Origin of the sequence: Pseudarthrobacter phenanthrenivorans Sphe3 (assembly GCF_000189535.1) — a bacterium.
GTDB lineage: Bacteria > Actinomycetota > Actinomycetes > Actinomycetales > Micrococcaceae > Arthrobacter > Arthrobacter phenanthrenivorans.
Window position 1 is genome coordinate 3,511,645 of sequence record NC_015145.1, and the last position, 22,942, is coordinate 3,534,586.

The 22,942-nt window shown below is 64.2% G+C and carries 20 protein-coding genes and 1 tRNA gene; 13 read left to right on the forward strand and 8 right to left on the reverse strand.

Annotated elements, in window-relative coordinates:
* Window positions 1-42 precede the first annotated feature (42 nt).
* The gene (locus tag ASPHE3_RS16340; RefSeq protein ID WP_013602301.1) at window positions 43-1,098 is read right to left on the reverse strand and encodes a LacI family DNA-binding transcriptional regulator; all 1,056 of its coding nucleotides are present in this window, start codon (window positions 1,096-1,098) and stop codon (window positions 43-45) included.
* 10 nt (window positions 1,099-1,108) lie between these two features.
* Window positions 1,109-2,314 (reverse strand): Gfo/Idh/MocA family protein, encoded by a 1,206-nt coding sequence (locus ASPHE3_RS16345; protein ID WP_041652296.1) that lies wholly within the window; start codon window positions 2,312-2,314, stop codon window positions 1,109-1,111.
* Between the two features lie 212 nt (window positions 2,315-2,526).
* Here ASPHE3_RS16345 and ASPHE3_RS16350 point away from each other — a divergent pair, with 212 nt between their 5' ends.
* The 5 genes from ASPHE3_RS16350 to aroQ all read left to right on the forward strand — a co-directional run bounded on the left by ASPHE3_RS16350 (window position 2,527) and on the right by aroQ (window position 8,665).
* The gene (locus ASPHE3_RS16350) at window positions 2,527-3,468 is read left to right on the forward strand and encodes a carbohydrate ABC transporter permease (protein WP_013602303.1); all 942 of its coding nucleotides are present in this window, start codon (window positions 2,527-2,529) and stop codon (window positions 3,466-3,468) included.
* Between the two features lie 11 nt (window positions 3,469-3,479).
* A complete protein-coding gene (locus ASPHE3_RS16355) occupies window positions 3,480-4,406 on the forward strand; it encodes a carbohydrate ABC transporter permease (RefSeq protein WP_013602304.1) in 927 nt (308 codons plus the stop codon).
* A gap of 47 nt (window positions 4,407-4,453) precedes the next feature.
* Complete coding sequence (locus ASPHE3_RS16360; RefSeq protein ID WP_013602305.1) at window positions 4,454-5,791, forward strand: ABC transporter substrate-binding protein; 1,338 nt, start codon at window positions 4,454-4,456, stop codon at window positions 5,789-5,791.
* Window positions 5,792-5,931: 140 nt separating this feature from the next.
* A complete protein-coding gene (locus tag ASPHE3_RS16365) occupies window positions 5,932-8,112 on the forward strand; it encodes an alpha-galactosidase (protein ID WP_013602306.1) in 2,181 nt (726 codons plus the stop codon).
* 91 nt (window positions 8,113-8,203) lie between these two features.
* On the forward strand, window positions 8,204-8,665 hold the full coding sequence (aroQ, locus tag ASPHE3_RS16370; protein WP_013602307.1) for a type II 3-dehydroquinate dehydratase: 462 nt from the start codon (window positions 8,204-8,206) through the stop codon (window positions 8,663-8,665).
* Between the two features lie 14 nt (window positions 8,666-8,679).
* Here the strand turns inward: aroQ and ASPHE3_RS16375 are convergent, their stop codons facing one another.
* Window positions 8,680-9,864: a MarP family serine protease gene (locus ASPHE3_RS16375; RefSeq protein WP_013602308.1), complete on the reverse strand. Its 1,185-nt coding sequence runs from the start codon at window positions 9,862-9,864 to the stop codon at window positions 8,680-8,682.
* Window positions 9,865-10,082: 218 nt separating this feature from the next.
* Here ASPHE3_RS16375 and ASPHE3_RS16380 point away from each other — a divergent pair, with 218 nt between their 5' ends.
* Entirely contained in the window at window positions 10,083-10,760 is a 678-nt protein-coding gene (locus ASPHE3_RS16380; protein ID WP_013602309.1) for a Crp/Fnr family transcriptional regulator, read from the forward strand.
* A gap of 417 nt (window positions 10,761-11,177) precedes the next feature.
* Window positions 11,178-11,366 (forward strand): hypothetical protein, encoded by a 189-nt coding sequence (locus ASPHE3_RS16385; protein WP_041652298.1) that lies wholly within the window; start codon window positions 11,178-11,180, stop codon window positions 11,364-11,366.
* Here the strand turns inward: ASPHE3_RS16385 and ASPHE3_RS16390 are convergent.
* From ASPHE3_RS16390 to ASPHE3_RS21875, 3 genes are read right to left on the reverse strand one after another with little or no spacing between them, the layout of a single operon-like run.
* Window positions 11,363-12,274 carry an NUDIX hydrolase gene (locus ASPHE3_RS16390; protein ID WP_013602310.1) on the reverse strand — a complete coding sequence of 304 codons (912 nt, stop codon included), beginning with the start codon at window positions 12,272-12,274 and terminating at the stop codon, window positions 11,363-11,365. The genes ASPHE3_RS16385 and ASPHE3_RS16390 overlap by 4 nt on opposite strands.
* Before the next feature lie 15 nt (window positions 12,275-12,289).
* Complete coding sequence (locus ASPHE3_RS16395) at window positions 12,290-12,823, reverse strand: RidA family protein (RefSeq protein ID WP_013602311.1); 534 nt, start codon at window positions 12,821-12,823, stop codon at window positions 12,290-12,292.
* 1 nt (window position 12,824) lies between these two features.
* On the reverse strand, window positions 12,825-12,980 hold the full coding sequence (locus ASPHE3_RS21875) for a DUF4177 domain-containing protein (RefSeq protein ID WP_003797879.1): 156 nt from the start codon (window positions 12,978-12,980) through the stop codon (window positions 12,825-12,827).
* A gap of 37 nt (window positions 12,981-13,017) precedes the next feature.
* Here ASPHE3_RS21875 and ASPHE3_RS16400 point away from each other — a divergent pair, with 37 nt between their 5' ends.
* The 5 genes from ASPHE3_RS16400 to ASPHE3_RS16420 all read left to right on the forward strand — a co-directional run bounded on the left by ASPHE3_RS16400 (window position 13,018) and on the right by ASPHE3_RS16420 (window position 20,210).
* The gene (locus tag ASPHE3_RS16400) at window positions 13,018-15,321 is read left to right on the forward strand and encodes a transglycosylase domain-containing protein (protein WP_041653138.1); all 2,304 of its coding nucleotides are present in this window, start codon (window positions 13,018-13,020) and stop codon (window positions 15,319-15,321) included.
* 4 nt (window positions 15,322-15,325) lie between these two features.
* Complete coding sequence (locus ASPHE3_RS16405) at window positions 15,326-16,273, forward strand: metallophosphoesterase (RefSeq protein WP_013602313.1); 948 nt, start codon at window positions 15,326-15,328, stop codon at window positions 16,271-16,273.
* A gap of 150 nt (window positions 16,274-16,423) precedes the next feature.
* Complete coding sequence (locus ASPHE3_RS16410; protein ID WP_013602314.1) at window positions 16,424-18,244, forward strand: ABC transporter ATP-binding protein; 1,821 nt, start codon at window positions 16,424-16,426, stop codon at window positions 18,242-18,244.
* Entirely contained in the window at window positions 18,241-20,067 is a 1,827-nt protein-coding gene (locus ASPHE3_RS16415; RefSeq protein ID WP_013602315.1) for an ABC transporter ATP-binding protein, read from the forward strand. Before ASPHE3_RS16410 ends, ASPHE3_RS16415 begins: the two co-directional genes overlap by 4 nt.
* A gap of 66 nt (window positions 20,068-20,133) precedes the next feature.
* A tRNA-Pro gene (locus tag ASPHE3_RS16420) sits at window positions 20,134-20,210 on the forward strand.
* A gap of 142 nt (window positions 20,211-20,352) precedes the next feature.
* Here ASPHE3_RS16420 and ASPHE3_RS16425 read toward each other — a convergent pair.
* On the reverse strand, window positions 20,353-20,568 hold the full coding sequence (locus ASPHE3_RS16425) for a hypothetical protein (protein ID WP_013602316.1): 216 nt from the start codon (window positions 20,566-20,568) through the stop codon (window positions 20,353-20,355).
* Between the two features lie 133 nt (window positions 20,569-20,701).
* Here ASPHE3_RS16425 and ASPHE3_RS16430 point away from each other — a divergent pair, with 133 nt between their 5' ends.
* Window positions 20,702-21,967: a helix-turn-helix domain-containing protein gene (locus ASPHE3_RS16430; protein WP_013602317.1), complete on the forward strand. Its 1,266-nt coding sequence runs from the start codon at window positions 20,702-20,704 to the stop codon at window positions 21,965-21,967.
* 36 nt (window positions 21,968-22,003) lie between these two features.
* On the opposite strand, the gene ASPHE3_RS16435 is transcribed toward ASPHE3_RS16430, so the two are convergent.
* The gene (locus tag ASPHE3_RS16435; RefSeq protein ID WP_013602318.1) at window positions 22,004-22,942 is read right to left on the reverse strand and encodes a phosphoribosylaminoimidazolesuccinocarboxamide synthase; all 939 of its coding nucleotides are present in this window, start codon (window positions 22,940-22,942) and stop codon (window positions 22,004-22,006) included.

Consider the following 22,942-nt stretch of genomic DNA (forward strand, 5'->3'; position numbering starts at 1 on the left):
CACTTCCGCTCACGGCGGAGGTGGTGGCCAGTCCTTTAAGGACTATGTGCCGTGGGGAACACCTGTCGAAGGCGTCCAGGGGCAGCCGCAGGACTGCCGGATGTTGAGTTTGGTGGGGAAGATCCGATGCTGGGGCTTCTCTCCGCGGGTGGCACCAACCAGTGCGGCAACCGCTGCTTCGGCCATGGCGGCCACAGGCTGCTCCACCGTCGTCAGTGGCGGCCACGAGTATTCCGCTTCGATGGAACCGTCAAACGAAACCACGGCGATCTCGCCCGGGATGGACAAGCCCGCCTCATGTACTGCACGCAGCAGGCCCACCGCCTGCGTGTCGGAGGTGGCAAAAATGGCAGTTGGTCTGTTGACTGACGCAACCAGGCGCTGCCCGGCAAGATAACCCCCAGGCCAGGTGAATCCGCTGTACACAACGGGCCCCTCCGGCAAGCCGGCAGCCTGCAGGGCCTGGCGCCAGCCCACCTCGCGGCCGTCAAGGCTGCCGGAGACGTTGGTTCCCATAGCCAACCCGATGTTGGTGTGGCCGTGGCCAATGAGGTGTTCAACAGCAATGCGCGCACCCGCAGCCAGGTCCACGCCAATGGTGTTGAAACCAGGGGCGTCGCGTTCCTGGTTCAGCAGGACCGCAGGGATGTCTGCCGTCTCCAGCACCTCCAGGTCCGGCTCGAACAGAACGCTTGCCAGTAGCACGCCGTCCACCTGCCGGGCCGCGAGGTTGCGCACGTTCCGGCGCTCCTTGGCCACGTTGCCGTCGGAATTGCTGAGGACCAGCGCGTAGCCGAGCGCCGCCGCTGCATCCTCAACAGCATGGGCGAACTGCGAGAAGAACGGGTTGCTGTTGTCAGGAATGACCAGACCAAGGGTCTCGCTGGAGCCCAGCTTGAGCGCGCGGGCCGCCGCATTGGGGCGGTAACCCAGGACGCGGATGGCGTCCTGGACTTTCGCCTCGGTAGCGGGGGCCACTTTCTTGGGCCCGCCGTTCACCACATAGCTGACGACGGCGGTGCTCACGCCGGCATAGCGCGCGACGTCCTTGCGGGTCACGGGGCCGCCTCGCGCAACCTGCACTGCCGGAGTAGTCATGCTGTCCATGTTAGGTACTTGTACCCGGCGCGTCGCCAAAGTCACGGATGGGAAGGCGTTCGCCGTTGTGCAGGGCCGACTGGTGGGCCACAATGCCCGGGAGCGTGAACCGTGCCGCCACCCAGGCGTTGACCGGCGGCAGTGTGCCCTTGTTGACCGCCGTCACAAAGTCGTCCACCAGGAAGTGGTGGCTGCCTTCATGTCCGTTCGGCGCACCCTGGAACTCGTCCGGGAGGCGGCCGGGATCGTGGACCGGAGCCAGGCCGGAGACAAAGGCATCCCTCAGCTCCGGCGCGACATTTGCCAGCGACGGGTCATCCAATGCCATGCTCGGCCGCGTCTCCAGCTGTTCTGAGATGTCGTCGACACTCGCCTTGTCCTGCCAGACGCTGACTCTGGCGAGCTGCTCGAAGCTTGCCTCGGTTCCGAAGAAACGGAACCGTGATTCGCGGATATGGGACGGATACCCCACCCGGCGCATCTCATTGGTGCGCATCACGCCGCCGTCGCTCAGCTCGAAAAGCGCAGTGGCGTTGGAAAAGTCATTGCCGAACATGCTGACGTCCTTGTCGAAGACGCCATCATTCCGGTCATCCCTGACGCCGACGCAGCTGACACTGACGGCGTGCGCCGGGATGGCTCCCAGCACCCCGCCTACGGCGTGGGTGGGATAGAGCATGGGAGGGTAGCTGGCGGTCTCTTTCCAACGGTCACCGCCGCTGTACTGGTAGGCCTCGTAGAAGCCCAGGTCCATGTCGTGGACGTAGTCTCCCTCCGAATAGAAGACCCGGCCGAACTTCCCCGCCGCATGCTGCCCGCGGGCATACACGGTGGCGGGGTTGTAGTAGCTCGTTTCACCCATCATGTACACCAGTCCCGTTTCCCGGACAGCGTCGATAATCCGACCTATTTCGTCCTCGGCAATGGCCATCGGCACGGCCGAGTACACGTGCTTGCCGGCACGCAGTGCCTGCTCCACGAGCGGGCCGTGCGTCCAGCGCTGGGTGAAGATGGCGACTGCGTCGACGTCGGAAGCCAGCAGGTCTTCAAAGCTGGGCACCACGCCGGCCAGGCTGAACCGGTCCACGGCCGCGGCTGCACGCTCCGCCACATCGTCCACCGCGTAAACGCTGCTGACACCCGGGTGGAGATTGAACAGGTGTGCGAACTGTGCGCCGAACTGGCCCACTCCCACCACACCAATTGAAAACATCATCGTCTGCCTTTCAAGGAGTCCTGGGAGTGGCGCGGCAAGCGCTCTCCATGCGGCTTCCCAGTGTTTCATCGGTTTCTACTCGAGTCAACAGCCTAGCGAATGGACTAAAACCCGCTCAGAAAAGGAAAAAATTTACTCTTGCCGTTAGCCGATCTACTCGTGTAGATTGCTCACGAGTTGTTATTCACATCACAGCCAAGAAAGGGTCGACGATGACCACCCTTGCCAAGCACGCGAGACCAACACCAACCACGCCGGGCGGCCCACGCCCGTCGCGGGGACACCGCCGGCTGGGCGATCTGAAAATCGCCTTGCTCTTCATCGCTCCGGCCATGATCGGGTTCATCGTCTTCTACGTTGTCCCAACCATCCGGGGTGTGTACCTCAGCTTCACCGAATACAACATCCTCGGCGACCCGGAATGGGTGGGCGTGGACAACTACGTTGCCATCGCCGCGGACCCGCTGTTCTGGAACTCGCTGGCCGTCACCGGGCAGTATGTGTTCCTCAACATCCTCCTCCAGACGGCCCTGGCCCTGGGCCTGGCACTCCTGATGCACCAGGTGGCCAAGTCCACCATCATCCGCGGCGCACTGCTACTGCCGTACCTGATGTCCAACGTCATAGCGGCACTGCTGTGGTTCTGGATGCTCGATTACCAGATCGGCGTGGTGAACCAGTTCATCGAGTGGAGCGGGCTGTCCCGCGTGGCCTTCTTTGGCAGTGAAGAATGGGCCATCCCCACCCAGGCGCTGATCAACACGTGGCGGCACATGGGTTACACCGCTCTGCTGATCTTTGCCGGCCTGCAGGCCATACCTGGCCACGTGTACGAGGTGGCGAAGCTGGACGGCGCTACGCCGCTCCAGACCTTCACCAAAATCACCATCCCCCTGCTCCGCCCGGTCCTGGTCCTCGTGCTGGTGGTGACGGTCATCGGTTCCTTCCAGGTGTTCGACACCGTTGCCGTCACCACAGCCGGCGGCCCCGTCAACGCGACCCGTGTGATCCAGTACTACATCTACCAGCGGGCCTTCACCGAGTCGGACTTCGGCTACGGATCCGCCATCGCCGTCATCCTCTTCCTCATCCTCGCCCTCGTGGCCTTCATCCAGATGAAGTTCCTCAAGGGCAACGAGTCGGACCTGGACTAAGGAGTCCTTCCATGACCACCACCGCAAGCCGCACCGCACTGGCAAAGCCGGCGACCCGCCGTCGGCCCTTCAACATCCGCCGCGCCGGCGCCTGGGCCCTCCTGGCCCTTGCCATCGCAGTCTCAGTACTTCCTTTCCTCTGGGTCCTGCGCACGGCGCTGTCCACCAACAACGCTCTGGCCACCAACGCCACCAGCCTCTTGCCGGCAGAATTCACGTTGGGCGCCTTCAAGCGGGTCTTCGGCCTGCAGTCACCGGCTGAAGCCGTGGCCGAAGGCGGCTCCGGCGCCGCCATCGACTTCTGGTTGTACCTGCGCAACTCGATCGTCTTCTCCTCCATCACAACCGCAGGCGCCGTTTTCTTCAGCGCGATGGCCGCCTACGCTTTTGCGCGGCTCCGCTGGAAGGGCCGGAACGCGGTCTTCAGCCTGTTCCTTGGCACCATGCTGGTCCCGCCGATCTTCACCGCCCTGCCCAACTTCCTGCTGATCAAAAACCTGGACCTGCTCAACACCATGCTTGGAATGGTCCTGCCATACGTCTTCATGACGCCGTTCGCCATCTTTTTCCTCCGCCAGTTCTTCCTCAACATGTCCCGTGAAGTGGAGGAAGCGGCAATGCTCGACGGCGCAAAGCACCTCCGCATCTTCTTCCAGATAGTGCTTCCCAACGCGGCGGCCCCCATCGCCACACTGGCGCTCCTCACCTTCATTGGCCAATGGAACGAATACTTCTGGCCACTGCTGGTTGGCTCCCAGGACGACGTCCGCGTCCTCCAGGTGGGGCTTGGCGTCTTCAAGTCCCAGTCCCCCCAGGGCGCTCCGGACTGGTCCGGCCTTATGGCGGCGACCCTCATTTCGGCACTGCCCGTCCTGATCCTCTTTGCCGCCTTCGGCAAGAAGATCGTCAACTCCATCGGTTTCTCCGGCATCAAGTAGCTAATTCAAGAACTGCTCCTCCCATCCCCTAAACGGAAAGTAGAACCATGAAGAAATCCCTCGGCGCCGTTGCCGTTGCCGCAGCTGTGGCCCTCTCCCTCTCCGCCTGCAGTGGCTCCTCCTCCGAGGAGTCCGCCAAAGGCGAGATCAGCTACTGGCTCTGGGACGCCAACCAGCTCCCCGCCTACCAGCAGTGCGCAGACGACTTCACCAAGGCCAACCCGGACATCACGGTCAAGATCATCCAGCGCGGCTGGGACGACTACTGGTCCACCCTCACCAACGGCTTTGTGGGCGGCACGGCCCCGGACGTCTTCACCAACCACCTGGGCCGCTACGGCGAACTGGCCGAGAACAAGCAGCTGCTCGCCATCGACGACGCAGTTGAGGAGGACAAGATCGACCTGTCCGCATACAACGAAGGCCTCGCCGACCTCTGGGTAGGCCAAGACGGCAAACGCTACGGCCTGCCCAAGGACTGGGACACCATCGGCCTCTTCTACAACAAGGCCATGCTCGCCAGCGCAGGCATTACCGAAGACCAGATGAAGGACCTGACCTGGAATCCTGAAGACGGCGGCACTTATGAGGACATCATCGCGCGCCTGACCGTGGACAAGAACGGTAAGCGTGGTGACGAGCCAGGCTTTGACAAGAACAACGTGGACGTTTACGGGCTGGGCCTCAACGGCGGCGGGGACTCCTCCGGACAGACGGAGTGGAGCTACCTCACCAACACCACCGGCTGGTCCCACACGGACAAGAACCCGTGGGGCACGAAGTACAACTATGACGACCCGAAATTCCAGGCCTCGATGGAATGGTTCGCCGGGCTGGCGAACAAGGGCTACATGCCCAAGCTTGAAACCACCGTCGGCGCCAGCATGGCTGACACCTTCGCGGCAGGCAAGTCCGCGATCAACGCCCACGGCTCCTGGATGATCGGCCAGTACACCGGTTACAAGGGCGTGGAAGTAGGCATTGCCCCTACTCCGGTGGGCCCTAAAGGCGAGCGAGCCTCCATGTTCAACGGCCTGGCCGATTCCATCTGGGCCGGCACCGAGAAGAAGGACGCAGCCATCAAATGGGTTGAATACCTTGCCTCGGCCGACTGCCAGGATGTCGTAGCCTCCAAGGCCGTGGTGTTCCCCGCCCTCAAGGCGTCCTCGGAGAAGGCCGCCGCGGCCTTCCAGGCCAAGGGTGTTGACGTCACTGCGTTTACCGAGCACGTCAAGAACAAAACAACCTTCCTGTACCCCATAACGGACAACACCGCCAAGGTCAAGGGCATCATGGAGCCGGCCATGGACGCCGTCGTCTCCGGCAAGGCACCCGCCAGCTCGCTGACCCAGGCCAACGAACAGGTCAACGCCCTCTTCAAGTAGCCCCCACCCGTGGCTGCGTATGTGGTCGCAGCCCACCGGCTGGATGCCGCCGTCACCTCCTCGCGGCGGCGGCATCCACTCACCCCTTGAACTATCTTTGCGTCTCCCGGAGACGCACTTCTATCACCGAAAGAGATCCTATGGACCCCCTCCACCTCCGTTCCGCCGGAACAAGCCTCGTCATCAGCTTCCACAGCGGGGAGGCCGAGGTCATCCACTGGGGTGCTGATCTGGGCAGCACCCTGCCGGACCTAACCATCCTCGGCGAGCCGGTCCCCCACTCCGCGATCGATGCCACCGTTCCGGCCGGCCTTCTGCCCCAGGCTTCCTCCGCCTGGCGCGGCCGTCCCGGCCTCCGCGGTCACCGTATTGCCGACGGCGTCTCCGGACTGGATTTCTCCCCGCGCCTTCGCACGGTGGCGGCGCACGCTGACGGCGCCACAGCGGTAATCAGGCAGGCCGACGCCGAGGCTGGCATCAGTGTGGAGTCCACCCTGGCGCTGCACGACGGCGGCCTGTTGGAACTCCGCCATACGCTCACCAATGACGGCACCACCCCTTACCAGCTGGATGAACTGGCGACCGTCCTCCCGGTGGCACCGGCCGCCGTCGAACTCCTTGACCTGACCGGCCGCTGGTGCCGGGAAAACCACCCGCAGCGCCGCGCCATCCAGCAGGGCACCTGGGTCCGGACCGGCCGGCACGGCCGCACCGGCCACGACTCCTCCCTGCTGTTCGCCGCCGGCACCGCGGGTTTCGGCAACCGCCACGGCAAGGTCTGGGCTACCCACCTCGCCTGGAGCGGGAACCACGAGCAGTTCACGGACACCATCGGCGATGGCCGCACCATGATCGGCGGCTCGGAACTTCTGGGTCCGGCCGAGGTGGTCCTTGAGCCGCAGGGCACCTACACCACCCCCACCCTTTTCGCCGCCTATTCGGACCGCGGCCTGGACGGCATCAGCGAGGCGTTCTACAGCTGGTTCCGGTCCCGCCCGCACCATGTGCTCCCTACTGCAGGCGGCGGCAAGCCGCGGCCCGTAGTGCTTAACACCTGGGAAGCCGTCTACTTCGACCACAACCTACCTACCCTGATCGAACTCGCGGACTCTGCCGCGGAGCTTGGCGTGGAGCGCTTTGTCCTGGATGACGGCTGGTTCCGCGGACGCCGCGACGACCAGGCCGGGCTCGGTGACTGGTACGTGGACGAGACACTGTGGCCTGAAGGCCTGACCCCGCTGATCGATGCCGTCACCTCCCGCGGCATGGAATTCGGACTTTGGGTTGAACCCGAGATGGTGAACCTTGACTCCGACGTCGCCCGTGCGCACCCGGAATGGATCGTGGGCCCGGCAGCCCTGTCCCACAAGGAAGGCGGGCGGCTGCCTCTGGAATGGCGGAACCAGCACGTGATCGACCTGGTCAATCCTGAAGCCTGGCAGTACATCTTCGACCGCATCGACGCCCTGCTGCGCGGAAACAACATCAGCTACCTGAAGTGGGACCAGAACCGTGACCTGCTGGAGCACGGACATGCCGGCCGCCCCTCGGTACATGAACAGACCCTCGCCGCCTACCGCCTGCTCGACGAGCTCAAGAAGGCGCACCCCGGCGTCGAAATTGAAAGCTGCTCCTCCGGCGGCGCACGCGTTGACCTGGGGATCCTGGAGCGGACGGACCGGATCTGGGCCTCGGACTGCAACGACGCGCTGGAACGCCAGAGCATCCAGCGCTGGACCGGGCTGGTGGTTCCGCCGGAGCTGGTGGGCGGGCACATCGGCCCCACCACCTCGCACACGACTGCCCGCACCCACGATCTGTCCTTCCGCGCCATCACGGCACTGTTCGGGCACTTCGGCATGGAATGGGACGTCCGGCAGGTCCGCGGCGCAGAGCGGGAGCAGCTCAAGCGGTTCATCGGCCTGTACAAGGAGCACCGGGACCTCATCCACAGCGGACGGATGGTCCGTGCGGATGTTCCGGACGAGTCGCTGATGCTGCACGGCACCGTGGCTGCCACTTCACCTGAAGCGGGTACGACGGCGGCCCTGTTCGCCTTTGTCAGCACGCGCACCGCTTTCGCCGAGCAGCCCGGGAAGGTGGCCATTCCGGGCCTTGAACAGGACCGCGACTACCGGGTGGAGGCGATCTTCCCTGCCCCGGGTGACGCCGGCTACGGCCACACCTTCACGCAGGTGCAGCCCCCGGCCTGGCTTGCGGACGGGGCGGTGGCCAACGGCCGCTTCCTGGGCGAGGTTGGCCTGCCGATGCCCGTCCTCAACCCGGAGCACGCACTGCTGCTGAAGTTCACCGCCCTCTGAGCGGTCTTCCGGAACTGCCTCATCAGGTGCCGCGCATTCAAGCACCGTAAGAATGCGCGGCACTCCCGGCCCAGCGGATAGATTGGGCTTCATGATTGAACCTTCCGCCGCCGATACCGGCCGTGGCACCATCCTGGTGATCAACGGACCCAACCTGAACCTGCTGGGAACCCGAGAGCCGGAGAAGTACGGGACATCCACCCTCGCCGACGTGGAGGAGTTGGCTGCCTCAGCCGCCCGGGGACACGGTTTCGCAGTGGAATGCGTCCAGTCCAACCACGAAGGCGTCCTCCTGGACACCATTCACGCCGCCCGAGGCAACGCCGCCGGGATCATCATCAACGCCGGCGCCTTTACGCACACGTCCGTGGCACTGCGTGACGCCCTCGCCGCGGTGCAGTTTCCCGCCGTCGAAGTCCACATCACCAATGTGCACCAACGGGAGGAATTCAGGCACCACTCTTTCCTGTCGCCCGTCTGCTCAGCGGTGATCGTGGGCGCGGGTGTGTTCGGCTACAGGCTGGCTGTGGACTACCTCGCAGAGGTTCTCTAGCCGGCTGCAGCGCCTTATTTCTGGATGCACTGTCCGGAGGAGACGGCTGCGGAGAGCGATCCGGCCTGGGACGCCACGGGGCCAAGGTCGTCCATGGTGATGGCGAACCCCATGTCCGTGTCGGAGGTGGCCTTGGCGAAGATTACCCCTGCAACCGCGCCCTCAGTGGTCAGCAGCGGCCCGCCGGAATTCCCAGGTTCCACGTCACCCGCCAGCCGGTAGATCTCCTCAGGAGAAGCGTTGTTGCCGTAGATGTCCGGCACGAGCACTGTCGTGATGTCCTGCACTGTTGCCGGCTTCGACTGGAAGGGGCCGCCGTGCGGATATCCAGCAAAGGCGGCAGGGCTGCCGCCGGGAAGATCCGGGCCCAGCGTCAAGGGACTCGCGGGGAGGTCATCCACGGCCAGCACCGCCAAATCGTGCTTGGTGTCGAAGTAGACCACGCGCCCCTGCATCGCTCCGCCGTCCGGCATTTCCACCACCGGCTCCGACACGCCCGCCACGACATGCGCGTTCGTGACTACCCGGTCTTCCGAAACCACGAAACCGGTGCCGGTCTGGTTCTGTCCGCATTCGTAGGCCGTTCCGGCAATCCTCAGCACTGACTCCGCTGCCCGGTTGAGGGCCGGAGTGTCAGTGCTGGCGTTGGGCACCGGCACGGCAGGCCCCTGTTCCAGGCCCTCCAGGAGGGTGGGAATGCCGTTGCCGATCACCGTGGAGCGCAGCTGCGCCATCGTGGCTTTGACCGGCGTGGGGGTCAGCCCGTCGATGAAGCGGATGACCTTGGATTCGGCCAGCTGCTGGGACACCACCGGCACACCCAGGGAGCTGATGCTGAAGGCCAGCATGGACATCACCAGGGCGGATACCACCACGTTCACGGCACCGCCCACCAGGCGGTCCACCGCCCGCAGGGGCCGGATCCGCACGGCGCCGCGGATGTGCCGGCCCGCCATGGTGCCCAAGCCATGTCCCAGGACCACCAGGACGACGGCGGCGGCCACGATGGCGGTCAGCCGCCACCCGCTGTCCGGCACGAAGCCACTGACAAGGGGGACTGCGAAGAAGGCAGCGACTGCTCCGGCAGCAAACCCGGCGATGCCGCCCACCGTCACCAGGAAACCGTTGCGGAGGCCGTAGATAAGGTAGGACAGCAAGGCCAGGATCAGGACAAAGTCCAGGACAGTCAAGCCGACCACTAGGGCTCCTTATTAAGCAGTTGAACCTTCATTCTAATGGCCGATACTGACAGCTTTCTGAATACCTCCTTCGCCCTTGCGGCAGTCCGGGGAGGGGACGGCCCGGCCCTTTCGGCCCTCCATCAGGGCGTTTTGCCTGCCAAGTTCGTCACAGAACCTTGAAAATTCTGAAACAATGGCACAAGCGCCACAGCCGACACTTTTATTCAGGAGATTTCATGGACATCGAGGTACTGCGCCGAGCACCCCTTTTCGCCACGCTGGACGACGACGCATTCCGCCTGCTGACGGATGAGCTCACCGAGGTGGACCTGTCCCGCGGCGCTTCGGTATTCCGTGAGGGCGACCAGGGTGACCAGCTGTACTTCATCGTCTCCGGCAAGGTGAAGCTTGGCCGGACCTCTCCTGACGGCCGCGAGTCCCTGCTGGCCATCCTCGGCCCGGGTGAGCTCTTTGGTGAAATGGCCCTGTTCGACCCCAGCCCCCGGACCGCCACGGCAACCGCCGTCTCGGAAACCCGCCTGGCCGGCCTCAAGAACGAGAGCCTTAACACACTGCTCCGCACCCGCCCGGAGGTCTCGGCCCAGCTGCTGCAGGCCCTCGCCCGGCGCCTGCGCCGCACCAACGACTCACTGTCCGACCTCGTTTTCTCCGATGTGCCGGGCCGTGTGGCAAAGGCCCTCCTGGACCTGGCTGACCGCTTCGGCCGGCCGGCTACCGACGGCGTCCTGGTTGCCCACGAGCTCACCCAGGAGGAACTGGCGCAGCTGGTGGGCGCTTCCCGCGAAACCGTGAACAAGGCCCTCGCCGAGTTTGTCCAGCGCGGCTGGCTCCGCCTTGAAGCCCGCGCCGTCGTCATCCTGGACATGCAGCGCCTCCGCCAGCGCTCCCGCTAGTCTCCGCAGCACAAAGGCCGCCCCACGGGGCGGCCTTTTGCATGCCCCCACCGACGCTCTCTCACCTAATGCGCGTATTTCTCCAACGCTCTATCACTTCACGCCGGTTTTTCCCCAACCATCTATCACCTCCAAGCCGTCTCCCCGACCATTCCTGAAGCTAAGGACACCGGATGGCCCGTCAACGAGTCAGAAAGTGAGAGAGCGTCTCAGGAAAAGCCGCATCGAGTGAGAGAGCGTCTCAGGAAAAGCGGCATCAAGTGAGAGAGCGTTTCAGGAAAAGCCGCATCGAGTGAGAGAGCGTTTCAGGAAAAGCGGCATCAAGTGAGAGAGGATCGCGGGGGGAGGACAGGTTCGGACGACGGGGCCAGGCCCGCCGCTGAAGGCTGCCCGGCGGTAAAATTGGACCAGAGGTGCATGGCAATGTCCGCCGCGATGGCTGTTGTTTTGATCCTGCTGGGCCTGGCTTCCCTTGCCGCGATGATCGGCACGGTGGTCCTGGTGGTGAAGGACGGCCGGGGCGGGATTCCGCCCGAGCCCTCGGTCCAGCCCTGGGCTGCAGGAACATTGCCCAGCCGCCCCTATTCCACGTTGCGCAGGATCTAGCGTTCGCGCTGGGGGTCGTCGGCTGTGGTCTTGGCGGCCTCGACTTCGAGCATCAGCTTTCCGTCCTCTTCCACCAGGGTTGGCTGGTACACATGGGCCTTGCGTTTGTAACTGAGATACGCAATGCAGCCGTTCGCCATGGCCATTTTTTCGAGCATGATCTCGGACCCGGGAACCAGGAGTTCGCCGAGGGTGCGGCCCACGGTGTTTTCCTGGCCCACCTCGTCCCCGAGGGCGGTGGTATCGCGCTGGGCGATGACCTCCGGCGCGTTGACCCAGCGGCCCCAGACACCTTTGCCCTCCAGGAGCGTGGGTTGCTGGTTGAGTGGAACCGTGGCAGCGAAGTAGCGGGTGTCGAAGCGGCGGTGCGCAAAATCGGGGCTGCGCCAGTTGACCAGGGACTTCAGCAGGTCCGTCCTGACGGACAGCCCGCGCTTGGCCAGGATCTCCGGGAACGTCTTCTCCTGCTCGGCCACGGCAACCCGGGCACGCATCCACTCGGGCGTGGACGTGGCTTCCACCGTGCCGGCCATGTCCGGCCCTGCAAGCAGCACGCCGGTTTCCTCGAAGAGTTCCCGGATGGCGCCCAGCACGTGGCGGCGCGCCAGCCCGACGTCGTCCGTTCCCATCTGCTCAGCCCAATGCTGGGGTGAGGGGCCCAGCCAGCCCACGGGGTCGTCGTCGGCCGCATCCAGCGAGCCGCCGGGAAACGCAAGCACCCCCAGCGGGGAGGAACCCGGCCGGTAGGCCAGCCAGGTTTCCAGCCCCCTGGGGGAATCACGCAACAGGACCACGGAGGAGGCGAGACGGGCCGCGCGAGGCGTCCGTTCGCCGTGTTCGAGCCAGCTCTGCGCCGCCCCTTCAAGGTCCTGGGGAAGTGCGAAGAGCCGTCGGGCTAGGTGAGGCAAGGGAAACGACCGGTCCTAGCTGAATTCGGCTATCAGTTCGACCTCTACCGGAGAATCGAGCGGCAGGACGGAGACGCCGACGGCGGAACGCGCGTGCTGGCCGGCGTCACCGAGGACGCTGCCCAGCAATTCCGAGGCGCCGTTGATGACGCCCGGCTGTCCGGTGAAGGAGGGGTCGGAGGAGACGAAGCCCACAACTTTGACGATCCGGGTGATGCGGTCAAGATCGCCAATAACACTCTTGACGGCTGCCAGGGCGTTGACTGCACAGAGCGCAGCGTACTGCTTCGCGTCTTCGGGGGAAACCGTGGGCTCGTCCGCGAAGCCCTCGGTTCCTGCAGACACTTTTCCCGTAGCTGGGAGTTTGCCATTAATAAAAGGCAACTGCCCGGACGTGTACACGTGGCTGCCGGAGATGACGGCAGGGACATAGGCAGCCACCGGTGCAGCCACCTCGGGGAGAGTGAGGCCAAGGTCTGCAAGCCGCTGTTCGACGGCGGAAACGGGCGCTGCTGCCGCGCCGGACTGGGCCTCTGCGGAGGTGCTCATGCTACTGCTTCTCCCTCTTCAGGTAGGCCACCAGGCCGTTTCCGTCCGGTCCAGGGACCACCTGGACGAGCTCCCAGCCGTCGTCTCCCCACTGGTCGAGAATCTGCTTTGTGGCGTGAATAATGAGCGGAATCGTCGCGTACTCCCATTTGGTCATGAGAGAAAGACTAGTCCTTGCCGGTAAAGTGGAAAACATGGCGACTCGTACGAACCCATTATTCGACACTGCCACCACCCTTGGTAAGATCCTCGTTTTCCTTGGCGTGAGTGCAATTTGCGGTGTCCTGGTAGCAGGCCTGCTGGTTCCCGCGGCGGCCGTTTCAGGCAGCGCAGCCAGCGGTTCGATCGAGTTCTTCGACACCCTTCCTGCTGAACTTAAGGTTGATCCGCCCAACCAGACCACCCGGATCCTGGCCGCGGACGGCAGCGAGATCGCCAGCGTCTATACGGAGAACCGCACCAAGGTTGCCCTGGACCAGATTTCGCCGTTCATGAAGGAAGCCGTCATCGCGGTTGAGGACAGCCGCTTCTACGATCATGGCGGCGTTGATACCACCGGTATCCTCCGTGCGCTGGTCAGCACCGCGCGCGGTAACCGGCAGGGCGCCTCAACCATCACGCAGCAGTATGTCAACAACGTCCTCAACGCCAACCTCGCCGCCGAGGGCAACGAGGACCAGATCAAGCTCAATGGCGTGAACAAGGGCGTGGGTGACAAGCTCCGCGAAATGAAGCTTGCCATCGCCCTGGAAAAGGAGTTCTCCAAGGAGCAGATCCTTGAGGGCTACCTGAACATCGTGTTCTTCAACCGGGACGCTTATGGCGTCGAGGCTGCGTCCCGGTTCTTCTTCAGCACCTCCGCCAAGGACCTGACGCTCCCCCAGGCCGCGCTGCTGGCAGGCCTGGTGAACAGCCCGTCCGCGTTCGACCCGATCAACAACCCGGAGAGCTCCAAGCAGCGCCGCGACCTGGTTTTGACGCTCATGCGGGACCAGGGCAAGATCACCCAGGCCGATTACGAGGCCGCAGTCGCCACTCCCGTGGAAACCAAGGTCACCCCGGCCCGCCAAGGCTGCGCCTACGCGTCCACCGCCCCGTACTTCTGCGACTACGTGCTGCACCTGCTGGAAAACAACCCGGCCTATGGTGAGGACCTCAAGGAACGCCAGCGCCTGATCTACGGCGGCGGCCTGACCATCACCACCACGCTGGACCCGAATGCCCAGGCTGTGGCCCAGGAGCAGGTAAACGCCTCCGCCGGCGCCAACCCGGACAAGTGGGGTGCCGCCATGGTTTCGGTACAGCCGAACAGCGGCAAGATCATCTCGATGGCCCAGAACACCTCGTTCCTGCCGGCTGAAGGTGCCTTCGACTCGCAGGTGAACTTCAACGTGGACAAGCTGGACAAGGACGGGAACGACCTGAACGGCCTCGGCGGCGCCCAGCCCGGCTCCACCATGAAGCCGTTCACGTTCGCGCAGTGGCTCAACGAGGGCAAGTCCATGAACACCGTGGTGAATGCGGCCCAGCGCCGCTACCCGTTGAACTTCCCGTGGCGGAACTCCTGCGGCCAGGTCACCGGCGCGTACAACACGGCACAGAAGGCACTCGGCGCAGCTGATGACCTGCAGAACGCCGAACCGCAGTGGTACCGCCCGCTGTCCGTGCTCGAGGGCCTGTACAACTCCATCAACACCGTGACGTTCGCCTCCGCCGCTCAGCTGGACTTCTGCGGCATCCAGAAGATTGTTGACGCAACGGGACTTCACGGCGGCCTGCCGGCGGACGGGGACCCTAACCCGAAGATCAACATGTCCACCCTGGGCAACCTGCTGGGATCCACCCAGACGGCTCCCCTGACAATGGCCAGCGCGTTCGCCACGTTCGCAAATGACGGAAAGTACTGCGAACCGATCGCCATCACCTCGGTGACGGACCAGACCGGCGCCACGCTGCCGGCACAGTCCACCAGCTGCCGGGACGCGGTCAAGCCCGAGGTTGCCCGCGGCGTGAACTACGCGCTGCAGGAAGTCCTGAACCGTGGCTCCGGTTCGCTGATCCAGCCCCGGATCTCCACCCGCACCAGCTTCCCGATCGGTGCGAAGACCGGTACGTCGAATAACAACGGTTCCACGTGGGTTGTTGGCCACACCACGGGCCTGGCCACTGCCGCCTGGTTCGGTGATGCCTTGGGCGCCCAGGACCGTTCAGGCCAGAACATCACGGTGAACGGAAAGTTCTACCCGGGCATCGACGGCTACATGATTGCCGGCCCGATGTTCTCGAACTTCATGTCCCGGGTTGCACCGGCCTACGGCACCGAGCCCTTCCCCGCCCCGCCCAGCAACCTCCTGAACGGAACCACCCGGAGCACCACCCCGGCCACCACGGCGCCGCAGGCTACCCGCGCGCCGGCACCGGCACCGGCAGCTCCGCAACCCGCTCCGCAGCCGACCAACAACGGCAACGGAAACGGCAACGGCAACAATGACGACTAACCGGATGCTGTCCAGCAGCACCCTCGCCAGCCGCGCCCGAACCATCGGGCGCGGCTTCGCCGTCACCGCCGGAACCGGGGCTGTCGCCGGAGTGGCCGCTTTCGGATACGGCCTGTGGGAGAAAGACCAGTTCGTCCTTCGTGAGGAGTCCCTGGCCATCCTGCCGCCGGGACACGGCCCCTTCCGGATCCTGCACCTGAGCGATATCCATTTCGTCCCGGGGCAGAAAAAGAAGGCTGCGTGGCTGCAGTCCCTGGCAGACCTCAAGCCTGACCTGGTGGCCAATACCGGCGACAACCTCAGCCATGTGAAGGCGGTTGACCCGCTTCTGGCTGCCCTGCGCCCGCTGCTGGAGTTCCCCGGCGTCTTCGTTCCCGGCTCCAATGACTACTTCGCTCCCAGCTTGAAGAATCCCGCTTCCTACCTGCTGGGTCCGTCCACGGCGAAGCCCAAGCCCAAGGTGCTTGACTGGCCGCGGCTGCGTTCCGGCTTCGGCATGGGCGGCTGGGTGGACCTGACCAACCGCCACCAGTCCCTGGTGCTGAACGGCATCCGCTTTGATTTCTCCGGCGTGGACGATCCCCATCTGAAGCGCGAGAAGTACGCCGGCTGGCCCCGCGGAACAGTGAACCAGGACGCCGCGGACCACCTCAAGGTCGCTGTCATCCACGCGCCCTACCAGCGGGTGCTCGACCACTTCACCGAGGACGGCGCCGACCTCCTTCTTGCCGGACATACCCATGGCGGACAGCTCTGCATCCCCGGCTATGGTGCGCTGGTGGCCAACTGCGACCTCCCCACGTGGCGGGCCAAAGGCCTGAATGACTGGACAAGCAACGGACGTACGACGCCGGTGAACGTCTCGGGCGGTATCGGCACCTCACGCTTCGCCCCGGTAAGGATCGCCTGCAAGCCCGAAGCTGTCCTGCTTACCCTCACGTCCCGCAGCTGACAGCACAGTAGGGACGGTCCGCCCTTATTGCGGACCGCAATAACTGGCCCACCCTTTTTGTGGACCCCAATTACTGTGAATCGCCTCACGCCATCGCATAGGGTAGTTGCTACGGGAAACTACATTCGTTTTAGCGTTTGAGAAGCGGGCATGGCCAAGCAAACTCCATTTTTTCGATCCATCAGCCGTCTCTATCCCCATGTCCGGCCCATCATCCCCCGGCTCGTACTGGGACTGCTGTGCGCGCTGCTGGCCAGCGTTGTGGCCCTGGCCATACCGCAGGTCCTGCGGGTCCTGGTCAACGAATCACTGCAGCCCGGCGGCGCCACCGAGGCCATCTGGATCTCCGCCGGCATCATCCTGGTCCTGGGCATTGCGGAGGCTGTCCTGGTTGCGCTCCGCCGGCAGTTCGTCATCAACCCGGCCACCACCGTGGAAACCCGGATGCGCGTCTCCCTCTATGACCATCTCCAGGATCTGACGGTCTCCTTCCACGACCGCTGGGGCTCCGGCCAGCTCCTGTCCCGGGCCATGACAGACCTCAACTTCCTGCGCCGCTGGATGGCGTTCGGCGCCATCATGCTGGTGGTCACCACCCTCACCGTAATCATCGGCATCTCGGTCATGTTCGCCATGAGTTGGCAGCTTGCCCTGATCTTCCTCGCCGCGGCGCTGCCCATCATGGCGTACAGCTTCCGGTTCCGGACCCGCTTCAGCAAAGTGGCCCGGCGCAGCCAGGACCAGGCAGGCGACCTCGCCACCACGGTTGAGGAATCGGTCCACGGCATCCGGGTGCTCAAGGCCTTCGGCCGCAGCCGTGAAGCGCTGGAGAACTTCGAGGAGCAGGCCGAGGAACTGCGCCAGACAGAGATCGACAAGGCACGGCACCAGGCGATGTTCACCATGGTGGTCACCCTGCTCCCGGAACTCGCCCTCGGCGCCGGGCTGGTAGTGGGAATCATGCTGTGCGCCAGCGGACAGCTGAGCATCGGCGCCCTCGTGGCATTCTTTGCCACCGCGGCGGTCATCGCTGCGCCTGTGGAGTTCTCCGGGATGCTGCTGGCCATGGCACTGACTGCCAAGACCGCCGTCGACCGCCACTACGAAGTGATGGATTCGGCCAATACCATCACCAGCCCCGCTGAACCCCGCCGGCCGCAGCATCTTGCCGGCGAACTGCGGTTCCATAACGCCACCTTTGCCTATGACGATGCTCCGGACAAACCGATCCTGAAGGAGATCAGCCTGGATGTCCGCCCGGGCGAAACCATGGCGCTGGTGGGAATCACGGGAAGCGGCAAGAGCGCACTGATCCAGCTCGTGCCGCGGCTGTACGACGTCACCGGCGGCTCCATCAGCATCGACGGCGTGGACCTGCGCGACTTCGACGTGGAGGAACTCCGGCGCATTGTGGCCGTGGCCTTCGAGGACACCACCCTGTTCTCCAACTCGGTCCGGGACAACGTCCTGCTCGGTGCGCCCGTTAGGAGCGACGCTGTCCTTGAGGAGGCGCTGGACGTGGCTCAGGCGCATTTCGCGTATTCGCTGCCCCAAGGACTGGATACGCTCATCGGTGAGGAGGGCCTGAGTTTGTCCGGCGGGCAGCGCCAGCGCATTGCCTTGGCACGCGCCATTGCCGCGAGGCCCCAAGTGCTGGTGCTGGACGATCCGCTGTCCGCCCTGGATGTGCACACGGAGGAGCTGGTGGAAACACGCCTCCGGGCAGTGCTGAAGGACACCACGACCCTCATCGTGGCCCACCGGCCGTCCACTGTTGCCCTCGCGGATCGTGTGGCGCTGCTTGAGGAAGGCCGGATCACCGCCGTCGGAACCCATACAGAACTGCTGGCAGGCAACGACCACTACCGCTACGTCATTGCCAGCCTGGACCAGGAACCCCGGGACCTGGACTCGGAACTCTCGGATCTCAACGAGCGGGCCGATATCAAGGCAGAGGAGGCCACCCGATGAGCACCACAGCCTTTGGCACTGCCAACGAAGACAACGCGCACCTCAGCAAGAGCGACAGCAGGGCCGTGCGGCGGCGGTCCCTTGCGCTGCTGCGGTCGCTGATCCGGCCGGTCCGGCTCCGGTTCTGGCTGACCATCGCCATGGTGGTCCTTTCCCAGGCAGCACGTGTGGCCGGTCCCGCCCTGATCGCTTTCGGCATTGACCGTGCGCTGCCCGCCCTGCAGGCGGGGGACAACGCGCCCCTGGTCTTTACCGGCGTCGCCTACCTCCTGGCCGCCATTGCGACGGCGGGGCTCACGGCTTTGTACGTCACGTCCACCGCCAGGCTGAGCCAGGCCATGCTGCTGGACCTGCGCCTCCGGGTCTTCCGCCACACCCAACGGCTGAGCCTCGAGTTCCACGAGAAGTACACCTCCGGACGCATCATTGCCCGGCAGACCTCGGACCTGGAAGCCCTCCGCGAGCTCCTGGACTCCGGCGTCAGCTCACTGGCCTCCGGAATGTTGTTCATGGTCTTCACGGCCGTGACCGTTTTCGCGCTGGACTGGCGCAGCGGCCTGCTGGTCATGGCCGCCGGCGTACCCATGTTCTTCCTGGCCCGGTGGTACCAGAAACACTCCCAGATCGCCTTCCGGGAGTCGCGCGTGGTGTCCGCGCGGCTGATCGTGCACTTCGTGGAAACCATGACCGGGATCCGCGCGGTCAAGGCTTTCCGCAAGGAACGGGAGAACTCCGGGCGCTACGGCCAGCTTGCGGAGGACTACCGGAGGGTCACCGTGCGCTCCATCAACCTCAACGGCGTCTTCCAGCCCGGGCTGGTCCTGATCGGCAACGTCTGCGTGGCTGTGGTCCTGCTCTTCGGCGGGTTCCGCGTCCTGGCCGGCGACCTGGAAGTGGGCGTGCTGCTGGCGCTGATCCTCTCCACTAAGCGGTTCTTCCAGCCGGTGGACCAGATGGCCATGTTCTACAACTCGTTCCAGAGCGCCCAGGCCGCCCTCGAGAAGGTTTCCGGACTCCTTGAGGAAGTGCCCACGGTCCGGCCGCCGAAGAATCCGGTAGTCCTGAAGAACGCCAGGGGTGCCGTGGACTTCATGGACGTGGAGTTCCGCTACGGCGAGGGACCGGTGATCGTCCCCCGGCTGAACCTGCATATCCCTGCCGGCCAGACCGTTGCCCTGGTGGGCCAGACCGGAGCCGGGAAATCCACGCTGGCCAAACTCATAGCCCGCTTCTACGACGTCTCCTCCGGTTCACTGACCCTGGACGGGGTGGACCTCCGGGACCTGGGCACCACCGACCTGCGGCGGAACATCGTCATGGTGACGCAGGAGGCGTTCCTGTTCAGCGGTTCCGTGGCGGACAACATTGCACTGGGGAGGCCGGAGGCGTCCCGTGACGAGATCGAGGAAGCGGCCAAAGCAGTGGGCGCCCACGGGTTCATCATGGAACTCCCGGAAGGCTACGACACCGACGTCAACAAGCGCGGCGGCCGCGTCTCGTCAGGCCAGCGGCAGCTCATCAGTTTTGCCCGGGCGTTCCTGGCCCGGCCGGCCGTGCTGATCCTGGACGAGGCCACTTCCTCACTGGACATCCCCTCGGAGAGACTGGTCCAGCAGGGCCTGGCCCGGCTGCTCGCCGGTACTGAGGCAGCCCGCAGGACCGCCTTGATCATCGCCCACAGGCTCTCCACAGTGGAAACCGCCGACAGGGTCCTGGTGGTGCACGATGGCCGCATCGTTGAAGACGGCAGCCCCGCAGATCTCATCGGCGGCGGAGGGCGCTTTGCCGACCTGCATGGAGCCTGGAAGGACTCCCTGGTCTGATCGGCAGGGGATTTCGCATCGGGACCCCGGATCGGCTATCCTTGTAAAGTTGCTTTTGCAGCGGATCGGGATGTAGCGCAGCTTGGTAGCGCGCTTCGTTCGGGACGAAGAGGTCGCAGGTTCAAATCCTGTCATCCCGACCATCAGAAAGAGGGTCTCCTTGCGGAGGCCCTCTTTTTTGTATCCATGAGCCAGCCTCAGGCTGCCCGGGAAGCAGCTTAAAAAGGAATGGCCCCGGAGCTTTCGCCCCGGGGCCATTCCCCGCCTCCAAGGTGAGGAAGCTATTTACATCGGGTCAGGCCAGTTGCCCACGTACGTGGTGTACGAGGTGTCAGTGCTCTTGTCCTTGGTCTTCTTGGACATCGGGTCGGGCCAGTTTCCAACGGCTACCGAAGTGCCGGTGGAGTCCGCGAGGGAACCGGCAGACAGGACGGCCGGAGCCGCAGCAGAAAAAGCAAGGGCACCGGCCAAGGCGGCCGCGGTTGCGATCTTCTTCAACATAGATAGGTTCCTCAATACGAGTCGGATTCGTTACAAAGCCAGCACTGTCCTTGTTGACATACATTGTAAAATGTTTTCCACAGGGACTGTCAAGCATTTAGTACAAAGACAGTCCGGAAAAGGAGGAAATCCCGTGGGCAACGGATTCGGCGAGAAGCTCCGTGCGGAGCGTCTCGAACGGGGGCTGACACAGGCGGAACTGGGAAAGGACCTGTATTCCCCCAGCTATATCTCTCTGCTCGAAACCGGCCGCCGGGAGCCGACGGCCGAGGTTATCGAGGAACTCGCGCGCAGGCTGGAACTGGCACCCAAGGCACTGGAGGCTTGGAGCCAGCCCGTCACCGTCAGCGACGCCGAGTATGTCCTTGCAGGACTCTACGCCCGCCAGGCGTGGGACCTGAGGGACTATGAGCTGGCCGCCAGCCATGCTGCCACCGCCGCCCAGATTGCCCTGGAGGGCAAGAACACGAGCGCGTGGTGGAACATGACGTATATGCAGGCCGAGTGCCTCATCAAGCAGGGCAATTGGCAGGAATGCCAACGCATTATGCAGCATCTGTTGGAGCACCCGATGGCGACCGAATCTGCTGGCCTTGCGGTCCGCGCCAGGCAGATGCTGGCCGGCATCGCACAGGGCCAGGGCCAGCTAAGTGCGGCGGTGGAGCACGCCATGGAAGCTGTACGGCTCTGCTCCCAGCTGCCTAAGGGTTCCACGCTGATTATTGGTGCTCACCGCGCCCTCATTGGAGCGCTGGCCGAAAGCGGCAGGTTGGATGAAGCCTGGAAGTACTGCCAGGCCATGATCGACCACGTGGATGAGCATTCCATGTCCCAGCTTGCCGGCGAAGTGGCATGGGTGATCGGCAACGTGGCATTCATGCGGCATGACTACCAGGAGGGCATCAAGCACCATGAACGTGCGGCACGGTTGCTCTCCCCCGCCAACGACATCGAACTGTGGGCCCGGTTTAACAAGGCATCGGCTGCAGTCCGGCTGTCATCGGGAATTGTCGAGCCAGAAACGCTTTCATCAATCGAGCGGGCCGAACTGGCGCTGTCCATTGTGGGTGGCAACAAGTCGGACCAGCTGGAGGTCGCTTTCATCCGCGCCCGCTGGCTGTACCTGACCGGGGACATTGTTGCCGCCGTCGAAAAGCTCCGCGAAATCCACGCAGAGCGTTCTGCCCTGGCCAAGCACACAGCAGGTGAAGTGTCGCTGCTGCTGGGCAAATCACTCAAGGCCGCGGGTGAACCCGAGGAAGCCCTGGTGCACCTCGAGGAAGCCCAGAAAGCCTTCAGCGCGGCGGGAGCCGCGGACCGCGTCCAGCAAGCGCTGGACGCAGTCCTGGAAATAAAGCTGGCCCAGAAGCGCGCTGCCGCAGCCGCCAAGGCCAGCTAAGCACTAACCGAACCGCCGGGAGCTGCTGGGGCTCCGTCAGGCGAAGGGTTTTCCGGTGATTTTCTCGTAAGCCTCGACGTAGCGGCTGCGGGTACGGTTCACAACCTCGTCAGGCAGCGCCGGTGGAGGCGTATCCGAGGACTTGTCCCAGCCCGATTCAGCAGACGTCAGCCAATCCCGCACATATTGCTTGTCATAGGACGGCTGTGCCTTCCCCGGCTGGTATGTGGCGGCATCCCAGAACCGCGAGGAATCCGGCGTCAGGACCTCGTCCCCCAGGGTGATTGAGCCCGAGACGGGATCGTAGCCGAATTCGACCTTGGTGTCGGCGAGGATAATCCCCCGCTCCCGCGCGATTTTTTCCGCCGTGGTGTAGATCTTCAGCGTGAGCTCGCTGAGGCGCCCGGCGATATCGTCACCCACCATGGCCACAACGGCGTCGTAGGTGATGTTCTCGTCGTGCTCGCCCACCTCAGCCTTGGCGGACGGCGTGAAGATGGGGTGTTCCAGGCGGGACCCGTCAACCAGGCCCTCTGGCAGCGGAATGCTGCACACGGTCCCGGACGCCTTGTACTCCTGCAGGCCGGAACCTGTGAGGTAGCCACGGGCGATGCACTCCACCGGGAACATGTCCAGCTTCTTGCAGACCATGGCCCGGCCTTCCACTTGGGCAGGAACCCCGTCCTCCACGGTGGAGCCCAGCACGTGGTGTTCCACGTCCAGCTGGTCGAACCACCACAGGCTCAGCTGGGTCAGGATGCGCCCCTTGTCCGGAATCTCACTGGAGAGGACATGGTCAAACGCGCTGATACGGTCGCTGGCCACCACCAGCACGCAGTCCTGGCCAACTCGTTGCACGATTGACTCATCAACCGGTTCGTAGAGGTCCCTGACTTTCCCGGAATAGAGGTGCTTCCAGCCGGGGAGGTCCAGGGTTTTGGTGCTGAAGCCGCGGGATGCTGGGTTTTCGCTCAT